Consider the following 16,070-nt stretch of genomic DNA (forward strand, 5'->3'; position numbering starts at 1 on the left):
GTTCAACCGACGTCGACGACCCCTACATCGGGCGCCAACAGGGTCAGGATCGCAACCGCGCCCTGCCCCGGCCCTTCGCTCTCCAGACGCAGCGAACCCTGCATCGCGTTCACCGAATTGGCGCACCAGTGCAGTCCCAGCCCGCCCGACTTATGTGCACGCGTCGAGAAGCCTCGGTGGAACAATGTCGCCGCGACCTCGGGCGTGACCCCTTCGCCATCGTCGCGAATCTCGATCGTCACACGGCCGTCGACCTGATCGATGGTGGTAACGATCGATCCGCTGCCGGTTCCCCGCGCGACGATCGACTCGGCGGCGTTGGCGAACAGATTGCCAATCACCTGGCTCAGGATCAGCCGATTAGCCATCACGAGATTGGGCCCAGCCGGAAACCCGAACGCGATCGAGGCACCGTCGAGATAGCGCACGATCGTCGCGTTGCGCGCGATGATCGCGGTGACGTCGCATATCTCCAGCGCGGGGCGTTCGTGTGCCGCCTCTTGCTGCTGACCGATGATTTCCAGAACATGCCCCATCGCCTCGCGGCCAATGCTGAGTTCGTGACGGGTGGAATCGCGGTTGGCGTCGTCCGCGTCGATGGCTGCGGAGACGAACGCGGCAAGTTTCTGGCGGCGTTCGTCGGAAACATCGCTTCGCGTGAGTTCCTCGATCGCCCGGTCGAGCGTGGCGCGGTCGATCGGCGGCGCCTGCGCGATCTCGCGGCTCAGGATCGTGCTGATCGGGTTAAGCGCGTTGCGGACGTTGTGCATCACCGCCACCGCACTCTCGCTCCGTCCCAGATCGAACGACTGCACGCCGATCTGTTCGCGCAAATCCTTTAATTGCTGCAACATCGCGTTGAAGTTGCGGCCGAGCGAACCGATTTCGTCGCGCCGCTCGTCCTCATCGAGCAGCGCAAGCGATCCCGACGCGCGCACGCGTCGCATATGGTTCTCGATCCGCAACAGGGGACGCAGAACGAGTTGCGCGATCAGCCGACGCAGCACGATCAGGACGAGCAGGAGAAGCAGGATCGATCCAGCCACCGCGAGCACCAGCACGCGCCGGCTCAGTCTCGCCACATTGTCCGGCACGTCGAACCGGGTCGTCGCCACGACACGTCCATCGGCGCCGGTCATCGGCACGATGATCGCCGCTCTGGAGCCGCGGAATGTCGCCGCCGCCGTATTTCCCGAGCCAAGATCTATAGCCGCCTCGACACCCAGCGTCTCTGAAAGCTGCCTAGCGGTGATCACGCGCGCGATGGCGACATAGCCCTGCACGGGATCGGTGCGCGCCGCCCCCCCCATTCGCGCGATGCCGACCGCAGCGACGCTATCCCCCAGTCGTGCATAGAACCGCGCCGATCGCCGACCGGCAAGAACACGCGCGAAGTCCGTGCGCCCGAGCAGTTCGACCCACTGGCCCCGCAGGCTCGAACCGGCGGGTCCGTTCCACCCGGTGCGGTCGATACGGCCTTCAGCCGTTATCTCGGCAATACCGTCGGCGACGAAAGGTCGCGCAGCGGGCGTAGCTTTACTACCGGACCCCCGTTGGCCCCCGCCCACCCCTGTTGCATCACGGTGGTGGCGCGCTTCCGCCTGGACATCGGCGGCGTACCTGGACAGCATCGCGCGAGTCCGTTCCACCTGCCCAGCGACCGCCGCGTCCTCGAGCTTGGTGAAGCTCGGCGTGATGATCGACGCCAACAGCACCGTGATCGCGACCGTCCCGCACAGCGCCACTACCGTCATGATCAGCACGAGCTTCGCACCGAGCGACGTAGGCCGCCGTACCTTGCCGAATTGCCGCCCGAGCGTCGCCGGAACGCGACCCATTCCGACGGTCGGCATCAGTTCAGCATCCCGTTGCCCAATTGCCGCGGTGCCGTCGGTCCGTCACCGGCCACATCGTCTTCGCCGCCGAGATAGCGCGCGTTTGCCATCTCGAGTGCAACATCCGCGGCAACCGGGCGCGAGTAGAAATAGCCCTGGAAATGGCTCGCTCCAGCCAGCTTGAGCGCCTGGACCTGAGCGTCGGTCTCGACCCCCTCGGCAATCACGCCCAGCCCCAGCGCGCGACCGAGATGGATGATCGAATGCACGATCGCCGCGCTTTCACGCTCCCGACCCATCCCATCGATGAACGAGCGGTCGATCTTCAGGCAGTCGAGCGCGAACTTGCGGATGTTGTACAGGCTCGAATAGCCCGTTCCGAAATCATCGAGCGCGATCCGGAAGCCCATCTGGCGCAGCTTGTAGAGCGTTTCCGCAGCCCGTTCGGCATCGTCGAAGATCGCGGTTTCGGTGATCTCGATCTGCAATCGCGCAGGCTCGATCCCGGCGCGCTCGACGCTCTCCATGATATGCCCGACGAAATTGTGCCGGCGAAACTGGCGCGGCGAGAAATTGACCGAGACATACTGACCGGGCCACTGCTTCAGGACGTGCAGCGCTTCGCCCAGCACCCAGTCGCCCAGTTCGTGGATCAGGTTCGATTCCTCGGCGATCGGAATGAACGTGCTCGGGCTCATCGCGCCATATTCGTCGGTGTTCCAGCGGATGAGCGCCTCGAAACCGATCACCTCGACCGCGTCGCGCGACACGATCGGTTGGTAGACCAGGCTCAACTCGCCCTTCGCGATCGCCTGGCTCAGCCCACCCTCGACCCGTCGGCGAAAGCTGATGCCTTCGTCCATGCTTTCGTCGAACAGGCGGACGATCCCTCGCCCACCGCGCTTGGCGTCGTTGAGCGCGAGGTCGGACCGCCGCATGACATCGACCGGATCGCGGCCCTGCCCACCCTCGCTGACGACCACACCCGCCGACGCGCCGCCCTGCACCGAATTGCCGAACACCTGCAGGGTGACCGAGCACGCCGCGACGACTTGCTCGCACGCCATGACACCCGCCGCCTCGCCGGACGTCTCGAACAGGATGCCGAATTCGTCGCCGCCCAGCCGCGCAACCAGTGCGCCATCCGGCGCCGATCGTTGCAGGATCGCACAGATCTCGCGGATCAGCGCGTCGCCCGCCAGATGGCCGAGCGTGTCGTTGACCAGCTTGAACCGATCCAGATCGACCATAACCGTCGCGAACAGCCCGGTCGCGCGCGTTCGTTCGGCAAGCGCGCGCAGGAACGCGAGCCGGTTCGGCGCATCGGTCAGCGAGTCATGCGTCGCCATATGCACCGCGCGACTCTCGTTCGCGGCGAGTTCGGCGCTCTGCTCTTCGAGTTGAACAACCTGCGCGGCCAGCGTGACGCGGGCCGCCTTCAGCTCGCGATCGATTTCCCACCGCTTCGCCAGCGCCGTCGCGGTCTGTGTCACCTCGGCGACCTCGAACGGCTTGGCGATGTAGAAGATCTTGTCGGCGGGCCCGGCAATCTTGCTGATCTCGATCGGCGAGAAATCGGAAAAGCCGGTGACGATGACGAGGTTGATCTCCGGGTCGAGCGCCCGGATGCGCTGTGCCGTCTCGCGCCCGTCGATACCGGGCGGCATGCGGATATCGATGAACGCGACCGCGAAAGGTTCGCCGTCCGCCAACGCCCGCGCGACGTCCGCAACCGCGTCCAGCCCTTGATGCGCATGCGTCAGCGCGAAGCCGGCGATGTCTCCGCGGCGCAGATCGCTGGCGTATCCTCCAAACAGGTCCGCCGCCATCGCGCCGAGCGCCCCGCCGCTCTCCGACCGCTGACCGGCGAAGCTGCGCCGGTAGCTGTCATGCATCGCTGGCTCGTCGTCCACGATCAGAATGCGCATCGTTACCGTCCTTCACCGGCCACCGCATCCGTGCCTTGCGGTACGCCAAGTGCCTTCATCGTTACGAAGGATAGTAACCTAAATCAGTTAAGAGGCTGTGAACGATGTTTGTAACTTATGTCCAAGCGCTTGAGCGCCCAAGACGATTGCGCCGAGCGGCCCGGCGTTGTTGCCCAAGGCGGGCGGCACGATGAACGTATCGACCAGCGCGACCTCGGGCAGCGTGATATATCCGCCAAGGCTCCGCGTCATCGCCGCACGGACCCGCGGGAACAGGTGCGATGCGCCCATCACGCCGCCGCCCATAACGATCCGGCGGGGGATGCCGGTGAGCACGAGGGTGTGGCAAAGCTGCCCGAGCGCGTCGGCGACGTTGTCCCAGACCGGATGCTCGGCGGGAGCTTCGTCCGCCGGAAAGCCGATCCGTGCCGCGATCGCCGGGCCCGCGACCAGTCCCTCAATGCACGCGCCGTGGAACGGGCAATTGCCGATCCAGTCGTCACCCTGGAACCGAGCGGGGCGGATGTGGCCAAGTTCGGAATGTGTCAGCCCGTCGACCGGCCGGTTGCCCGCGATCATGCCGGCGCCGACACCAGTGCCGACAGTGACATAGGCGATGTCCGGCAAACCCTTCGCCGCGCCCCAGAACGCCTCGGCCAGCGCCGCGCCGACTACGTCGCTATGGAAACCCGTGGGCACGCCGTAACGCCGGCTCAGCCGTCCCGCGATGTCGGTCCCGGCCCAGCCCGGCTTTGGCGTCGAGGTGATATGGCCGTAATCGCCCGAATGGCGATCGATCGAGACCGGCCCGAAGCTCGCGATACCGATCGCCACGAACCCGCTCCACCGGTCCAGCACTGCCTCGATCGCGGCCAGCGTCTCTTCGGGGCGCGTGGTCGGTATCCGCACGGTTTCCTCGATCTGGTCGGGTCCGCGCGCAAGAATGCAGATGCATTTGGTGCCGCCAAGTTCGATACCTGCGACCAGCGGTGCTTCCGTCATCCTCAACTCCCAACACGTTTACCGCGCCCGCTTCCTTCGCCGACGCCGTCCAGTCAAGAGCAGGTCGGTTCTGACGATCACGCTGAACGAGGATTTGATCTGCTGTCGATCCGTCCGTTCGTGCGTTATGCCGGTCGAGTTCACCCGAACAGACAGGAATTCCGAATGGCGAAGAAACCCGCGAAGCTGATCAAGGCAGACACCGATGTTTCGGTCGAGGCACAGCCCCAGTACAAGGTCGAGTATCGCGAGATCCAGCCGTATGGCACGCTGAAGAGCCTGCCGATCGCACTTGAGGACAATGCCCGCGCCCAGAGCGTCGCGACGCTGAATCAGGTTCTCGCGGACACGATGACGATTCGCGACATGTACAAAAAGCATCACTGGCAGATGTCGGGCGCAACGTTTTACCAACTGCATCTGCTCCTCGACAAGCATTACGAGGAGCAGGCAGCACTCGTCGATCTCGTCGCCGAACGCATCATGGCGCTTGGCGGTATCTCGATCGCGATGTCGCACGATGTTGCGGAGATGACGACGATCCCCCGCCCGCCAAAGGGTCGCGAGGACGTACCGACGCAGCTCGCGCGCCTGCTCGAAGCGCATGAAATCATCCTGCGTCAGGCTCATGAAGGCGCCGAAGCTGCCGACGAATCGGGTGACGACGGCACCAACGATCTGCTGGTGAGCAACATCATTCGCACGCACGAGCCGCAGGTGTGGTTCCTGGCGGAGCACCTCGCCGCGACCGAACTGGTCCGCAGCGACAAGTAAGATTACGGCCCCCTTTTCGTGCGAAGAGGGGGCCGTACTTTCGTTCCGGCAATCCCGTGGGCGATAGCCGCACGGCGCATTTAGCGCGTGGCGTTATACTTCAACTGATCGTCGGTCAGCTGGAACCCGACCAGCGCCTCGAAGCTCGCACGCAACACGGCTTGGCGCACTTCCGGCGTGCTCAGCGGATCGACCGCAGCATCCTGATCGCCCGCCTTGCGCCGACGGGTCAGCTTTTCCCGAACGTCTTCCGGCAAAGTCGCCGCCGCGCGCGACACGGTGGCGGTAGTCGTGCCCGACGCCGAAGCCAGCGCTTGCCCGGCGTCGAAGTGCAACGCCACACGGCCGATACGCTTCGCGACGACCGCGCTGCCGCCGCGCACGACGGTGATGAAATACGGCAATGTCACGTCGCGCGCCGCCTCGGTGCGCGTCCGGCGGGCGCGAATATCGAACGTCACGTTGGTGACGACCTGGTCGGTCGCATCCGCGCAGGTCGATCTGACGTTGGTCATGTACGCGGCGACGTCGATCGCGGCCTGGTCGCGGCTGGTGACCGGATCGAACAGCGTGATGTCGCCGGTTGCAGCCGGGATCGCCACGGGCGGGCAGACCGAACGGACTGCGGAAATGCCGCCGGTCGCATCGACTTCGCCCTTGCCGGCGCACCCGCTCAACAAGATCGCACACGCAGAAACGGCTAGGATAGGGGCTTTCACGGCGACGCTTACCTTCTCGAACGAGCGAAAGGGCCGCCGCATGTCGCAAGCGGCCCCTGTCGCGGCGCACCATAGGAACCGGCTATCGTCCAGGCAAGCAATCGCGTAGAGGCATGGCATCATGAGCCCAATCGACAAGCCGCCGCTCGAACTGTTGATCGCAGCACCCCGAGGCTTTTGCGCAGGCGTCGACCGCGCGATCCGGATCGTCGAACTGGCGATCGAGAAACACGGGGCGCCGGTCTATGTCCGCCACGAGATCGTCCACAACAAGTTCGTCGTCGACACGCTGAAGGTGCAGGGCGCGATCTTCGTCGAGGAACTGGACGAGGTACCCGATGGTGCCCCGGTCGTGTTCTCGGCGCACGGCGTGCCCAAGTCGGTGCCGCTCGACGCGCAGAATCGCGGTCTCGAATATCTCGACGCGACGTGCCCGCTGGTGTCGAAGGTGCACCGCCAGGCCGAGCGACTGGTCGCGCAGGGGCGCCATATCGTGTTCATCGGCCATGCCGGGCATCCCGAGGTGATCGGCACGTTCGGACAGGTTCCGGCAGGCGCGATGTCGTTGATCGAGACGGTCGAGGACGCCGAGGTGTTCATGCCGATCGATCATACCAACCTTGCCTTCCTCACGCAGACGACGCTGTCGGTGGACGACACGGCCGCGGTGGTGGCGACGTTGCAGCGCCGCTTCCCGCAGATGCTGCCGCCGCGCGGCGAGGACATCTGCTACGCGACGTCGAACCGCCAGACTGCGGTCAAGGCGATCGCGCATAGCGTTGACGCGGTGCTCGTGATCGGCGCGCCGAATTCGTCCAACTCGGTACGACTCGTCGAGGTCGCCGAGCGCGAGGGAACGCCCGCGATGCTGATCCAGCGCGCGAGCGAACTGGACTGGGACTTCCTCGCAGGCGTCGGCACGCTGGGAATCACGGCTGGCGCTTCGGCGCCCGAATTGCTGGTCCGCGAACTGGTCGACCGGCTGTCAGAGCGCTTCACAGTAACGGAGCGCGAGGTCGAGACAAACCGCGAGACGATCGCGTTCAAGCTGCCGCGCGGACTGGAGGCGGCCGCCTAGTATGGCGGTCTATACGCAGGTTTCGGCTGAGGCTTTGGGCGCGTTCCTCGCCAAGTTCGATCACGGCGACCTCGTCTCGGCCAAGGGCATCGCCGAGGGAGTCGAGAACAGCAACTATCTGGTCGATACAACGACCGGGCGGTTCATCCTGACGCTGTACGAAAAGCGCGTGTCGGCGGACGATCTGCCGTTCTTCATGGCGATGCTCGATCATCTTGCGGTCGACGGGAATCCAGTGCCGCGTGCGCTGCCCGATCGCAGCGGTGCGCTGATCCACGAGTTGTGCGGGCGGCCGGCGTGCCTGATCGAGTTCCTGACCGGGGTGTCGGTGTCGCATCCGACCGAAGCGCAGGCACGCGCGGCCGGTGCCGCCATGGGGTCGATGCATGTGAGCCTTGCCGGCTTCGATGGTGTGCGCCCAAATACGCTAGGGCCGGATGGGTGGCGCGCGTTGCTGGCGAAGTGCGGCCGGGATCTGGATGCGATCGAGCCCGGGTTGTTCGACATGGTGAGTGCGGCGGCGGATGACGTAGTCGCCGCGTGGCCCGCCGACCTACCTCGCAACGTGATTCATGCCGATCTGTTTCCCGACAACGTGCTGATGCTTGGCGACCGGGTAACGGGGCTGATAGACTTCTATTTCGCGTGCACCGACGTCCGCGCGTACGATCTGGCGATCATGCACAGTGCCTGGGCGTTCGATGCGCACGGCGAAAATTACGACGCAGAGGTCGGCAAGGCGCTGGTCGCGGGCTATGTCGATCGGCATTCGCTGTCCCCCGCCGAGCGCGCCGCACTGCCGGTACTGGCGCAGGGGGCGTGCCTCCGCTTCCTGGCGACGCGGGCGTGGGACTGGCTCAACACGCCGGCGGATGCGCTGGTGACGCGCAAGGATCCGTTGGCGTACTGGCGGCGGTTCGAGGCGTATCGCAAGGACGATCTATTCGCATGACTGACGAAGCTCCCGTTTCCATCACCAAGGTCGAGATCTTCACCGACGGCGCGTGCAAGGGTAATCCGGGCCCCGGCGGCTGGGGCGCGGTGATCCGCATGGGCGCGCACGAGAAGGAATTGGCGGGCGGCGAAAATCCGACGACCAACAACCGGATGGAGATGACTGCGGCGATCGAGGCGCTGAACGCGCTGACCCGGCCATGCGCGGTGACGCTGTACACCGACAGCAAATACGTGATGGACGGCCTCACCAAGTGGGTGAAGGGCTGGCAGCGCAACGGCTGGAAGACCGCCGACAAGAAACCGGTCAAAAACGCCGAACTATGGCACGCGCTGTTGGCGGCGGTGGCGCGGCACAAGATCGAGTGGCAGTGGGTCAAGGGTCATGCCGGCCACCCGGAGAACGAGCGGGCAGACAAGCTGGCGAGCGACGCGGCGGTCGCTGCCGGACGCAAGTAGACCTAGAACCGCGCGGGCGAATAGCGCGCCGCATCGATTGCAGCGACAGCGGGGTCCGGGTCGGTCCCCAGCACCAGGCTAGCGGCAAGCAACGCGGCGGCAGGTGCGGTCTGGATGCCGAAGCCCCCCTGCCCCGCACACCAGAAGAAGCCGGGCACGTCGTGGTCGAACCCATAGATCGGCAGGCGATCGGGCGCGAATGTCCGCAGCCCTGCCCAGCGTCGCTCGACGGCGGCGACTCGCCAGTCGACAACCTGCTCGAACCGATCGATCGCGATCGCGACATCGATCTCTTCGGGGGCTGCGTCGCATGGGTCCGTCGGCGTCTCGTCATGCGGACTGAGCCATAGCCGCCCGCCGGGTTCGGGCTTGAAATAGAAGCGCCCGCCGAGATCGGCGACATGCGGCATGCCGGCCGGGGTACCCGGCTCGGTACGCAGTTGCGCCATAGTCCGGCGATAGGCCTGCAAGCCGAGCGGGCGCACGCCGGCCTGCACGGCGACCGTATCCGCCCATGCCCCGGCCGCGTTGACGATCGTCTGCGCCTGGAACACGCCCGCCTTCGTCTCGATCGTCCATGTACCGTCGGCACGCGCCGCCCCCGTAAACGCGGCATCGGTGACGAAGACAGCACCGGCACGGCGCGCGGTGGCGATGCTTTGGGCGTGGAGTGCGGCGACGTCGATATACGCGCAGCTCGCTTCCTGTACGCCGAGCGTCCATTCGGGGCGCAGTCCGGGCACGAAGGTGGCAGGATCGACTTGGTCCAGACGCACCTCGCTATCCGCGAACTCGGCAAGGAACGCGTTCATCGCCGCTTCGTCCCCGGCGCGACCGATGTGCAGCGAACCAAGCGCCGCGAGATGCCCGCCGGCACGCAGCAACGGGCCCGACGCCGTGGTAAGCGGCTGGATAGCCGGCCCGCCATAGGTCTCCGACCAAAAGGCGGCCGAGCGCCCCGTCGCGTGATAGCCCGGCGCATCCTCCGCTTCGAGAACAAGGACGCGGGCCCGCGACCCGATCGCCGCAGCTAGGCTCGCCCCCGCCATCCCCGCGCCGACGATGGCGATGTCGTACACGTTCGTCACCGTCGGACCGCGCACGCGGCCAGAAACGAATCGATCGCCGACAGCGCGCGGTTTCGGACCTCGTCCGCCTCACGCAGGATCTCATGCGCGGACTCGCCACCGAAGCGGACCACCTGCGCATCGGGCAGCCTCGCCGCGAGCCGGAGCGCGGCACGCGGATCGACGAGCTTGTCGGCCTCCGCGACCAGCACCAGCACCGGCGTCTCGATCGACTCGACTCGCGGATCGGTCGCGAGCGCCGCAGCGCCGGCGAACCCTTCCGCAAGCCAGGCCCAACTCGGCGGCCCCAGGACGAGTTCGGGATGCGCCGCCTGCCACCATCCCTCGTCGCTGTAGCGATCGGCGTCATGCGTCAGCAGCGACTGGCGCGAGGCGACCGATCCCGGCCGCTCGTTGCTGCGCCACGCCGCCCGCGCGGGATCGCCGCGACCGGCGATCCACCGCGCGATCCGCGCGCTGACCGTGGCCCCGAACGGTGCTTTCAAACCGATCATCGGCGCCACCAGGATCGCCGCATCGGCATCGATCGTGCGATTGGCAAGCGCACGCATCACCATCATCCCGCCCATCGAATGGCCGAGCACCACGCGTGGCACGTTGCCGCCCGCCGCCTTCGCGCTCCAGTCGGCCCAGAATGCGGCGAGATCGGCGTCGAACACGCGGTAGTCGCTCGCATGCCCGACATGCGGATCGCCCGACAAACGCCCCGACCCGCCCTGTCCGCGCCAGTCGAACGCGGTCACTGACCATCCTTGCGCATGCAGATGCGCGAACGTCTCGAGATACTTCTCGAAGACATCGCCCCGCCCCGTCTGGAACAGCATCCGGCCGCGCGGCGCCCGTGCCGGCCAGTCGAATCTCCGCAGCTTCCAGCCGTCGGGCGTGGTCCAATAGCCGATGCGCGCGTCGTCCGGAATCGCCCGGCGCACTGCTGCCAAGTCGCTCGTCATGCGCAAGCCCGTGGCATCATTCGAAATTCCTCCAAGCACGGTTACTTTTTCGAAAGCCATGTCCGTTAGGGACTAGCCGATGGGATGGAACATTGCTCTTTCAATTTTGATTCTGGTGGTCGGCGGCCTGCTGGTTTCGGCAGGCATCCAGGATGCGCGCTCCCGCGAGATCGCCAATTGGAAAACCGCCGCCGTCGCACTGTTGGCGCCGGTCTGGTGGTATGCCAACGGCCTCGATCCGTGGCCCGACATGGCGCTGCAGATCGGCGTGGCGCTCGGTGTGTTCGCGCTCTTCCTACTCGCGTTCCACTTCGGAATGATGGGCGGCGGCGACGTGAAGCTGATCGTCGCGCTCGCCTTATGGCTGCCGTTTCCTGCATTCCTGTCGATGCTGATGGTCATGTCGATCTGCGGCGGCCTCGTCACGGTGGTCATGATGATCGAACATCGTGCAAAGAAAAACATCGGGCAAGTCGAGGTTCCCTACGGCGTCGCAATAGCAATCGCCGGCCTTCTCGCATTCCGCGAACCACTCCTTAACCAGTTTCAGTGATGATTAACAGCGAAGTACATTCGCGGCGCCTGAAAGGCACGATCTAGTCATGGATACACGCAAGATCATTTTGCTGGTTGGCGCGCTTATAGTCGCTGCGATCACAGCTTTCTTTGCTCGCACGCTTATCGCCGGCAGTTCGACGCCGCAAGCCGGCGCCGTGGCGATCGCCGCGCCGGTCATCGACGGTCCCGAAGTGCTGGTGGCAACGCGCTCGCTTCCGGTCGGCACCATCCTTGACGCGACCGCGCTGAAGTTCCAGCCCTGGCCAAAGGAGCTGGTCGACAACGCCTATTACCTTCGCGACAAGACCGACCTGAAATCGCTTCAGGGCACGGTGGTACGCAGCATCATCACCGCCGGGCAGCCGGTGACGCAGGGTGCGCTGGTCAAGCCCGGCGATCGCGGGTTCCTCGCCGCCGCGCTTGGGCCCGGCATGCGCGCGGTCACCGTTCCAGTGTCGGCACAGGCCGCAGTCGCCGGTTTCGTGTTCCCGGGCGACCGGATCGATCTCGTCCTCACCCAGGAGGTGAAGGGCGGTGGCGACGGAGAGCCGCTCAAGGTGTCGGAGACGATCCTGCGCAACATCCGCGTGCTCGCGACCGATCAGCGTACCGACAATCTGGTGGGATCCGACGGCAAGACCGAGGTCAAGACCTTCTCCAACGTGACGATCGAGGCGACGCCGAAAATCGCGGAGCAGGTCGCGCTCGCGCAGACGCTCGGCTCGCTGTCGTTGTCGCTGCGGTCGATCGCCGACAATTCCGCCGAGCTGGAGGAGGCGATTGCGTCGGGCGCCGTGAGCGTGCCCAACGGCACCGATCCGAAGGCCGAGAAGGCGATGTTGGTGCGGGTCGCCAGCCAGCCCATCTCTGGCGCGTCCAGCTATCAGACCGGCGCCGACGTCTCGCGCTATCGGCGCAGCACGGTTCCCGGCCGACCACCGGAAGGCGGCGGACCCAATGGTGGCGGGATGCAGGTCATGAACAGTCCACAGCCGAGCGGCGGCGCGACCGTCGTGATGCAAGGCCCGGCAGTACGGGTCGCCCGCGGCAACGCAGTGACCGTCGTTCCGGTCGGGGGGAAGAATTAAGATGCGTATCTCCATGACGCGCGCCGCTTCGCCGGCTGGGCGGCAGATCTTGTGGCCACTCGCAGTCGCCCTGGCCGCAACGACCGCCGCGCCCTCCGTTCCTGCCATGGCCCAACGCGCGCAGGGTCGCGTGCAGACGGCATCGTCGGGGCTGCCCGTCGTGCAGGTCAACACTGGTCGCGGGCGCCTCGTGACGCTGACGCGGCCGATGAGCGACCTGTTCGTGGCCGACGATACCATTGCCGACGTACAGGTCCGCTCGCCCACTCAGCTGTACATCTTCGGGAAGAAGACCGGCGAGACGACGATCTCGGCGACGGCGAAGGGTGGCGCGGTCGTCTATGCATCGACGGTTCGTGTCGGCAACAATCTCGACTCGGTCCAGCAGATGCTCGGCCTGGCGATGCCGGAAGCGCAGGTCGTCGCGACGCCGATGAACGGGTTGATCCTGCTCACCGGCACGGTCGCCGCCCCCGAGGATGCGGCCGAAGCCGAGCGGCTGGTGCAGGCGTTCGTCGGCGATTCCACCAAGGTCCTGTCGCGCCTGAAGACCGCCACGCCTCTGCAGGTGAACCTCCAGGTACGTGTCGCCGAAGTGACGCGCAACTTCGTGAAGAACATCGGGGTGAACCTGACGAGCCGGAGTTCGGGCAACTTCCTCTTCAACATCGCGCAGGGTCGGCAGGGCAGCATCACGACCGTGCCGGGTGTCATTGGTGCACCGAACACGCCGATCGATGCCAATGGCGCATATCCCGGCAGCACGCTGTTCGGCTTTCCCGCCAAGGCAGCGATCGGGTCGACCGTCGGTCTGGCAGGGCGCCTGCTCGGGATGGATCTGCTCGGCGCGATCGATCTCGGTGAAACGCTCGGTCAGGTGACGACGCTCGCCAATCCGAACCTGACCGCGCTGTCGGGCGAGACGGGGACGTTCCTGGCCGGCGGCGAGATCCCGATCCCGCTGGCACAGGCGCTCGGCACGATCTCGGTCGAGTACAAGCAATACGGCATCAGCCTCGCCTATACGCCGACGGTCCTGTCTGACGGTAGAATCTCGCTGCGGGTACGCCCTGAGGTCTCGCAGCTCGACTATGCGAACGCGATCACGCTCAGTGGGACGCGCGTGCCGGGTCTCACCACCCGCCGTACCGAGACGACGGTCGAACTCGGCTCGGGCCAGAGCATGATGATCAGCGGCCTGCTCTCGAACAACAACAACAATAGCTACGACAAGACGCCGGGTCTTTCCAACCTGCCGATCATCGGCGCGCTGTTCCGCTCCAACGCGTTCCAGCGCAACGAGACCGAACTCGTGATCGTCATCACGCCGTACCTGGTGAAGCCGGTCAACAACGCCAGCGACATCGCGTTGCCGACCGATGGCGCGCGGGCACCTGCCGATATCGACCGCGTGCTGTTGGGAACGTTGAGCGCCAGCGGCGGCGGCAAGCGACCGGTGCCGACGATCGCCCGACCATCCTATGTCCCGCCGGCGATCGGCGTCGCGGCGCCCGTCATGCCGATGCCGGGTAGCGATGTGCGTCGCAGCGAGGCCGACATGACCGCAACGGCCAAGACCGGGAAAAACGCCAAGACCAGGAACGGCGCCGCACCCATGCCGGGCTTTTCGAATTGAGCCGGCGCCTGCTCCGTCGCTCGCGAACACCGCGGTTCAGCCGCACGCGACCACCGCATCGAGGATTTCCGATGATCACCAAGTCGATCCTGTTAGCGTCCCTCGTCCCCGCGCTGTTGCTCGGTGGCTGCATGGGCACGGAAAATCGCGGCCTGGAATCGGTCCACCAGCCGGTCGTCAGTCGGTCCGACTACGCGCTCGATCTGGGCGTGTCGGGCGGCGCACTGGCTGCGGGCGAGCAGAGACGGCTTGCCGGCTGGATGAGCGCGATGCGACTCGGCTATGGCGACCTCGTGGCGATCGACGATCCTGCCGATGAAGCGCCGGCCTCGCGTGGTGACGTTGCCGCGGTGGTTGCGACGTATGGTTTGTTGCTGAGCGAGGATGCACCGATCACGCCCGCGGCAGTCACGCCGGGAACGATCCGTGTGGTCGTCAGCCGGATGCGCGCGAAAGTGCCGCACTGCCCGGATTGGTCGCGTGACGCGACGAACGAGTTCGAAGCCAACACATCGTCCAACTTCGGCTGCGCGATCAACAGCAACTTGGCGGCGATGATCGCCAATCCGGCCGACCTCGTCCGGGGCAAGGAAGGGGCGGAAACCACCGATGCCGCTGCCTCGTACAAGGCGATCGACACGTATCGCAAGAAGGCACCGACCGGCGCCGGTTCGCTGGCCGCCACCACGCCGGGAGGCAAGTGATGAACGCTCCGTGGAAGCCTGCAGGCGTCGCCAGTCGTGATCCCTTCACCGCCTATGTCTGTGACGAGACGACCGCCGCGGCACTGCGCCCGATCGCGACCGAATTGGGCTGGGCGGTGGAGAAAATCCACAAGGGTGGGTTGCGCAATGCGATCCAGTCGCTGTCGGTTGCCGCATCGCCGCAGATCCTGTTCGTCGATCTCGCCGAGTCGGGCGATCCGCTGAACGACATCCACGCGCTAGCCGAAGTCTGCGAGCCCGGCACGGTCGTGATCGCCGCTGGTCAGGTCAACGACGTCCGCCTGTACCGCGATCTGGTTGCCAGCGGGATCCAGGATTACCTCCTGAAGCCGCTCCATCCCGACATGCTGCGCGAGGCGTTCGTCCATGCGCAGATCATGCTCAATGCGCCGAAGCCCGTCGACCTGTCGCCGGAGCGTCCGCATTGTTCGGTCGGCGTGATCGGCACGCGCGGCGGCGTCGGCGCATCGACGATCGCGACCTCGATCGCGTGGCTGCTCGCGGACAAGGAAAAGCGCTCGACCGCGTTGCTCGACCTCGACGTGCATTTCGGCACGGGTGCGCTCAGCCTCGACCTCGAGCCCGGTCGCGGGTTGACCGACGCGATCGAGAACCCGAGCCGCATCGACGGGCTGTTCATCGAACGGGCGATGGTCAAGGCCACCGAAAACCTATCGGTGCTCAGTGCCGAAGCGCCGATCAGCACGCCGTTGGTCACCGACGGCTCCGCCTTCCAACAGTTGCAGGAGGAAATGCGCGCCGCGTTCGAATGCACCGTGGTCGATTTGCCGCGGGCGATGATGATCCAGCACCCGCATTTGATCAATGACGTGAAGCTCGCGGTGATCGTCACCGACCTGACGCTCGCCGCGGCGCGCGATACGATCCGCATCCTGTCGTGGCTCAAGACGAACGCATCGCAGATCGATCTGTTCGTGGTCGCCAACCGGGTCCACACCGGCGGACTGCTCGAGATCAGCCGCAAGGACTTCGAGGGTTCGATCGAGCGCAAGATCGATTATCTCGTGTCGTTCGACCAGAAGCTCGCGGCGCAAGCGGCCAAGCTGGGCAAGCCGATGGTCGAGGTCGGCAAGACCAGCAAGACGGTCGCCCCGATCGTTGCGCTCGCCAGCGCGCTGGCCGCCGCGGTTGCGGACTGCGGCATCGACGGCGCCAAGACCCAACGGGGCCGGTCGCTGATGGGCAAGTTCGGCGAACTGCGGGGCCTGATGACGAAGCGCACCCTGAAGCCGGCAAAAGCGAAATGACCGTGCGG

15 protein-coding genes are annotated in these 16,070 nt (G+C 65.8%); 9 read left to right on the top strand and 6 right to left on the bottom strand.

The features are described 5' to 3' along the window. Window positions 1-2: 2 nt before the first annotated feature. From AC1MH0_RS06585 to AC1MH0_RS06595, 3 genes are all read right to left on the bottom strand, one after another. Window positions 3-1,853, bottom strand: coding sequence for an ATP-binding protein (locus tag AC1MH0_RS06585; RefSeq protein WP_480965222.1), 1,851 nt, complete (start codon window positions 1,851-1,853; stop codon window positions 3-5). Next, window positions 1,853-3,763: a putative bifunctional diguanylate cyclase/phosphodiesterase gene (locus tag AC1MH0_RS06590; RefSeq protein WP_480965223.1), complete on the bottom strand. Its 1,911-nt coding sequence runs from the start codon at window positions 3,761-3,763 to the stop codon at window positions 1,853-1,855. Before AC1MH0_RS06590 ends, AC1MH0_RS06585 begins: the two co-directional genes overlap by 1 nt. Window positions 3,764-3,850: 87 nt before the next feature. Continuing rightward, window positions 3,851-4,765 carry an ROK family protein gene (locus AC1MH0_RS06595; RefSeq protein ID WP_056488750.1) on the bottom strand — a complete coding sequence of 305 codons (915 nt, stop codon included), beginning with the start codon at window positions 4,763-4,765 and terminating at the stop codon, window positions 3,851-3,853. A gap of 165 nt (window positions 4,766-4,930) precedes the next feature. Between AC1MH0_RS06595 and AC1MH0_RS06600 the strand changes: the two genes are divergently transcribed. After that, the gene (locus AC1MH0_RS06600; protein WP_480965224.1) at window positions 4,931-5,539 is read left to right on the top strand and encodes a Dps family protein; all 609 of its coding nucleotides are present in this window, start codon (window positions 4,931-4,933) and stop codon (window positions 5,537-5,539) included. 80 nt (window positions 5,540-5,619) lie between these two features. Here AC1MH0_RS06600 and AC1MH0_RS06605 read toward each other — a convergent pair whose 3' ends face one another. Next, entirely contained in the window at window positions 5,620-6,300 is a 681-nt protein-coding gene (locus AC1MH0_RS06605) for a hypothetical protein (protein ID WP_480965225.1), read from the bottom strand. Window positions 6,301-6,379: 79 nt separating this feature from the next. On the opposite strand from AC1MH0_RS06605, the gene ispH reads away from it, so the two are divergent. From ispH to rnhA, 3 genes are read left to right on the top strand one after another with little or no spacing between them, the layout of a single operon-like run. Continuing rightward, window positions 6,380-7,336 (top strand): 4-hydroxy-3-methylbut-2-enyl diphosphate reductase, encoded by a 957-nt coding sequence (ispH, locus tag AC1MH0_RS06610; RefSeq protein WP_480965226.1) that lies wholly within the window; start codon window positions 6,380-6,382, stop codon window positions 7,334-7,336. A gap of 1 nt (window position 7,337) precedes the next feature. Continuing rightward, window positions 7,338-8,288, top strand: coding sequence for a homoserine kinase (gene thrB, locus AC1MH0_RS06615; RefSeq protein ID WP_480965227.1), 951 nt, complete (start codon window positions 7,338-7,340; stop codon window positions 8,286-8,288). After that, the gene (gene rnhA / locus AC1MH0_RS06620) at window positions 8,285-8,749 is read left to right on the top strand and encodes a ribonuclease HI (protein WP_480965228.1); all 465 of its coding nucleotides are present in this window, start codon (window positions 8,285-8,287) and stop codon (window positions 8,747-8,749) included. The genes thrB and rnhA overlap by 4 nt, the downstream gene beginning before the upstream one ends. A 2-nt stretch (window positions 8,750-8,751) precedes the next feature. Here rnhA and AC1MH0_RS06625 read toward each other — a convergent pair whose 3' ends face one another. Both AC1MH0_RS06625 and AC1MH0_RS06630 read right to left on the bottom strand, forming a co-directional pair. Beyond that, complete coding sequence (locus tag AC1MH0_RS06625; RefSeq protein WP_480965229.1) at window positions 8,752-9,852, bottom strand: NAD(P)/FAD-dependent oxidoreductase; 1,101 nt, start codon at window positions 9,850-9,852, stop codon at window positions 8,752-8,754. Next, window positions 9,834-10,787, bottom strand: a complete 954-nt coding sequence (locus AC1MH0_RS06630; RefSeq protein ID WP_480965230.1) for an alpha/beta fold hydrolase — start codon at window positions 10,785-10,787, stop codon at window positions 9,834-9,836. The genes AC1MH0_RS06625 and AC1MH0_RS06630 overlap by 19 nt, the downstream gene beginning before the upstream one ends. Window positions 10,788-10,866: 79 nt before the next feature. Between AC1MH0_RS06630 and AC1MH0_RS06635 the strand changes: the two genes are divergently transcribed. The 5 genes from AC1MH0_RS06635 to AC1MH0_RS06655 all read left to right on the top strand — a co-directional run bounded on the left by AC1MH0_RS06635 (window position 10,867) and on the right by AC1MH0_RS06655 (window position 16,062). Next, window positions 10,867-11,340, top strand: a complete 474-nt coding sequence (locus AC1MH0_RS06635; protein ID WP_480965231.1) for an A24 family peptidase — start codon at window positions 10,867-10,869, stop codon at window positions 11,338-11,340. A 49-nt stretch (window positions 11,341-11,389) separates the two neighbouring features. Continuing rightward, window positions 11,390-12,433, top strand: coding sequence for a Flp pilus assembly protein CpaB (cpaB, locus tag AC1MH0_RS06640; protein ID WP_480965232.1), 1,044 nt, complete (start codon window positions 11,390-11,392; stop codon window positions 12,431-12,433). A 1-nt stretch (window position 12,434) separates the two neighbouring features. Next, window positions 12,435-14,069 (top strand): type II and III secretion system protein family protein, encoded by a 1,635-nt coding sequence (locus AC1MH0_RS06645; protein WP_480965233.1) that lies wholly within the window; start codon window positions 12,435-12,437, stop codon window positions 14,067-14,069. Window positions 14,070-14,140: 71 nt separating this feature from the next. Beyond that, window positions 14,141-14,773, top strand: coding sequence for a CpaD family pilus assembly protein (locus tag AC1MH0_RS06650; protein WP_480965234.1), 633 nt, complete (start codon window positions 14,141-14,143; stop codon window positions 14,771-14,773). Next, window positions 14,773-16,062, top strand: coding sequence for a CpaE/TadZ family protein (locus AC1MH0_RS06655; protein WP_480965235.1), 1,290 nt, complete (start codon window positions 14,773-14,775; stop codon window positions 16,060-16,062). The genes AC1MH0_RS06650 and AC1MH0_RS06655 overlap by 1 nt, the downstream gene beginning before the upstream one ends. Window positions 16,063-16,070 lie beyond the last annotated feature (8 nt).

The sequence above is a fragment of the Sphingomonas sp. AP28 genome (genome assembly GCF_056680455.1).

Coding starts and splice junctions, on each gene's coding strand:
- AC1MH0_RS06585 (WP_480965222.1), bottom strand. CDS start 1,853: ATGCCGACCGTCGGAATGGGTCGCGTTCCGGCGACGCTCGGGCGGCAA.
- AC1MH0_RS06590 (WP_480965223.1), bottom strand. CDS start 3,763: ATGCGCATTCTGATCGTGGACGACGAGCCAGCGATGCATGACAGCTAC.
- AC1MH0_RS06595 (WP_056488750.1), bottom strand. CDS start 4,765: ATGACGGAAGCACCGCTGGTCGCAGGTATCGAACTTGGCGGCACCAAA.
- AC1MH0_RS06600 (WP_480965224.1), top strand. CDS start 4,931: ATGGCGAAGAAACCCGCGAAGCTGATCAAGGCAGACACCGATGTTTCG.
- AC1MH0_RS06605 (WP_480965225.1), bottom strand. CDS start 6,300: ATGCGGCGGCCCTTTCGCTCGTTCGAGAAGGTAAGCGTCGCCGTGAAA.
- ispH (WP_480965226.1), top strand. CDS start 6,380: ATGAGCCCAATCGACAAGCCGCCGCTCGAACTGTTGATCGCAGCACCC.
- thrB (WP_480965227.1), top strand. CDS start 7,338: ATGGCGGTCTATACGCAGGTTTCGGCTGAGGCTTTGGGCGCGTTCCTC.
- rnhA (WP_480965228.1), top strand. CDS start 8,285: ATGACTGACGAAGCTCCCGTTTCCATCACCAAGGTCGAGATCTTCACC.
- AC1MH0_RS06630 (WP_480965230.1), bottom strand. CDS start 10,787: ATGACGAGCGACTTGGCAGCAGTGCGCCGGGCGATTCCGGACGACGCG.
- AC1MH0_RS06635 (WP_480965231.1), top strand. CDS start 10,867: ATGGGATGGAACATTGCTCTTTCAATTTTGATTCTGGTGGTCGGCGGC.
- cpaB (WP_480965232.1), top strand. CDS start 11,390: ATGGATACACGCAAGATCATTTTGCTGGTTGGCGCGCTTATAGTCGCT.
- AC1MH0_RS06645 (WP_480965233.1), top strand. CDS start 12,435: ATGCGTATCTCCATGACGCGCGCCGCTTCGCCGGCTGGGCGGCAGATC.
- AC1MH0_RS06650 (WP_480965234.1), top strand. CDS start 14,141: ATGATCACCAAGTCGATCCTGTTAGCGTCCCTCGTCCCCGCGCTGTTG.
- AC1MH0_RS06655 (WP_480965235.1), top strand. CDS start 14,773: ATGAACGCTCCGTGGAAGCCTGCAGGCGTCGCCAGTCGTGATCCCTTC.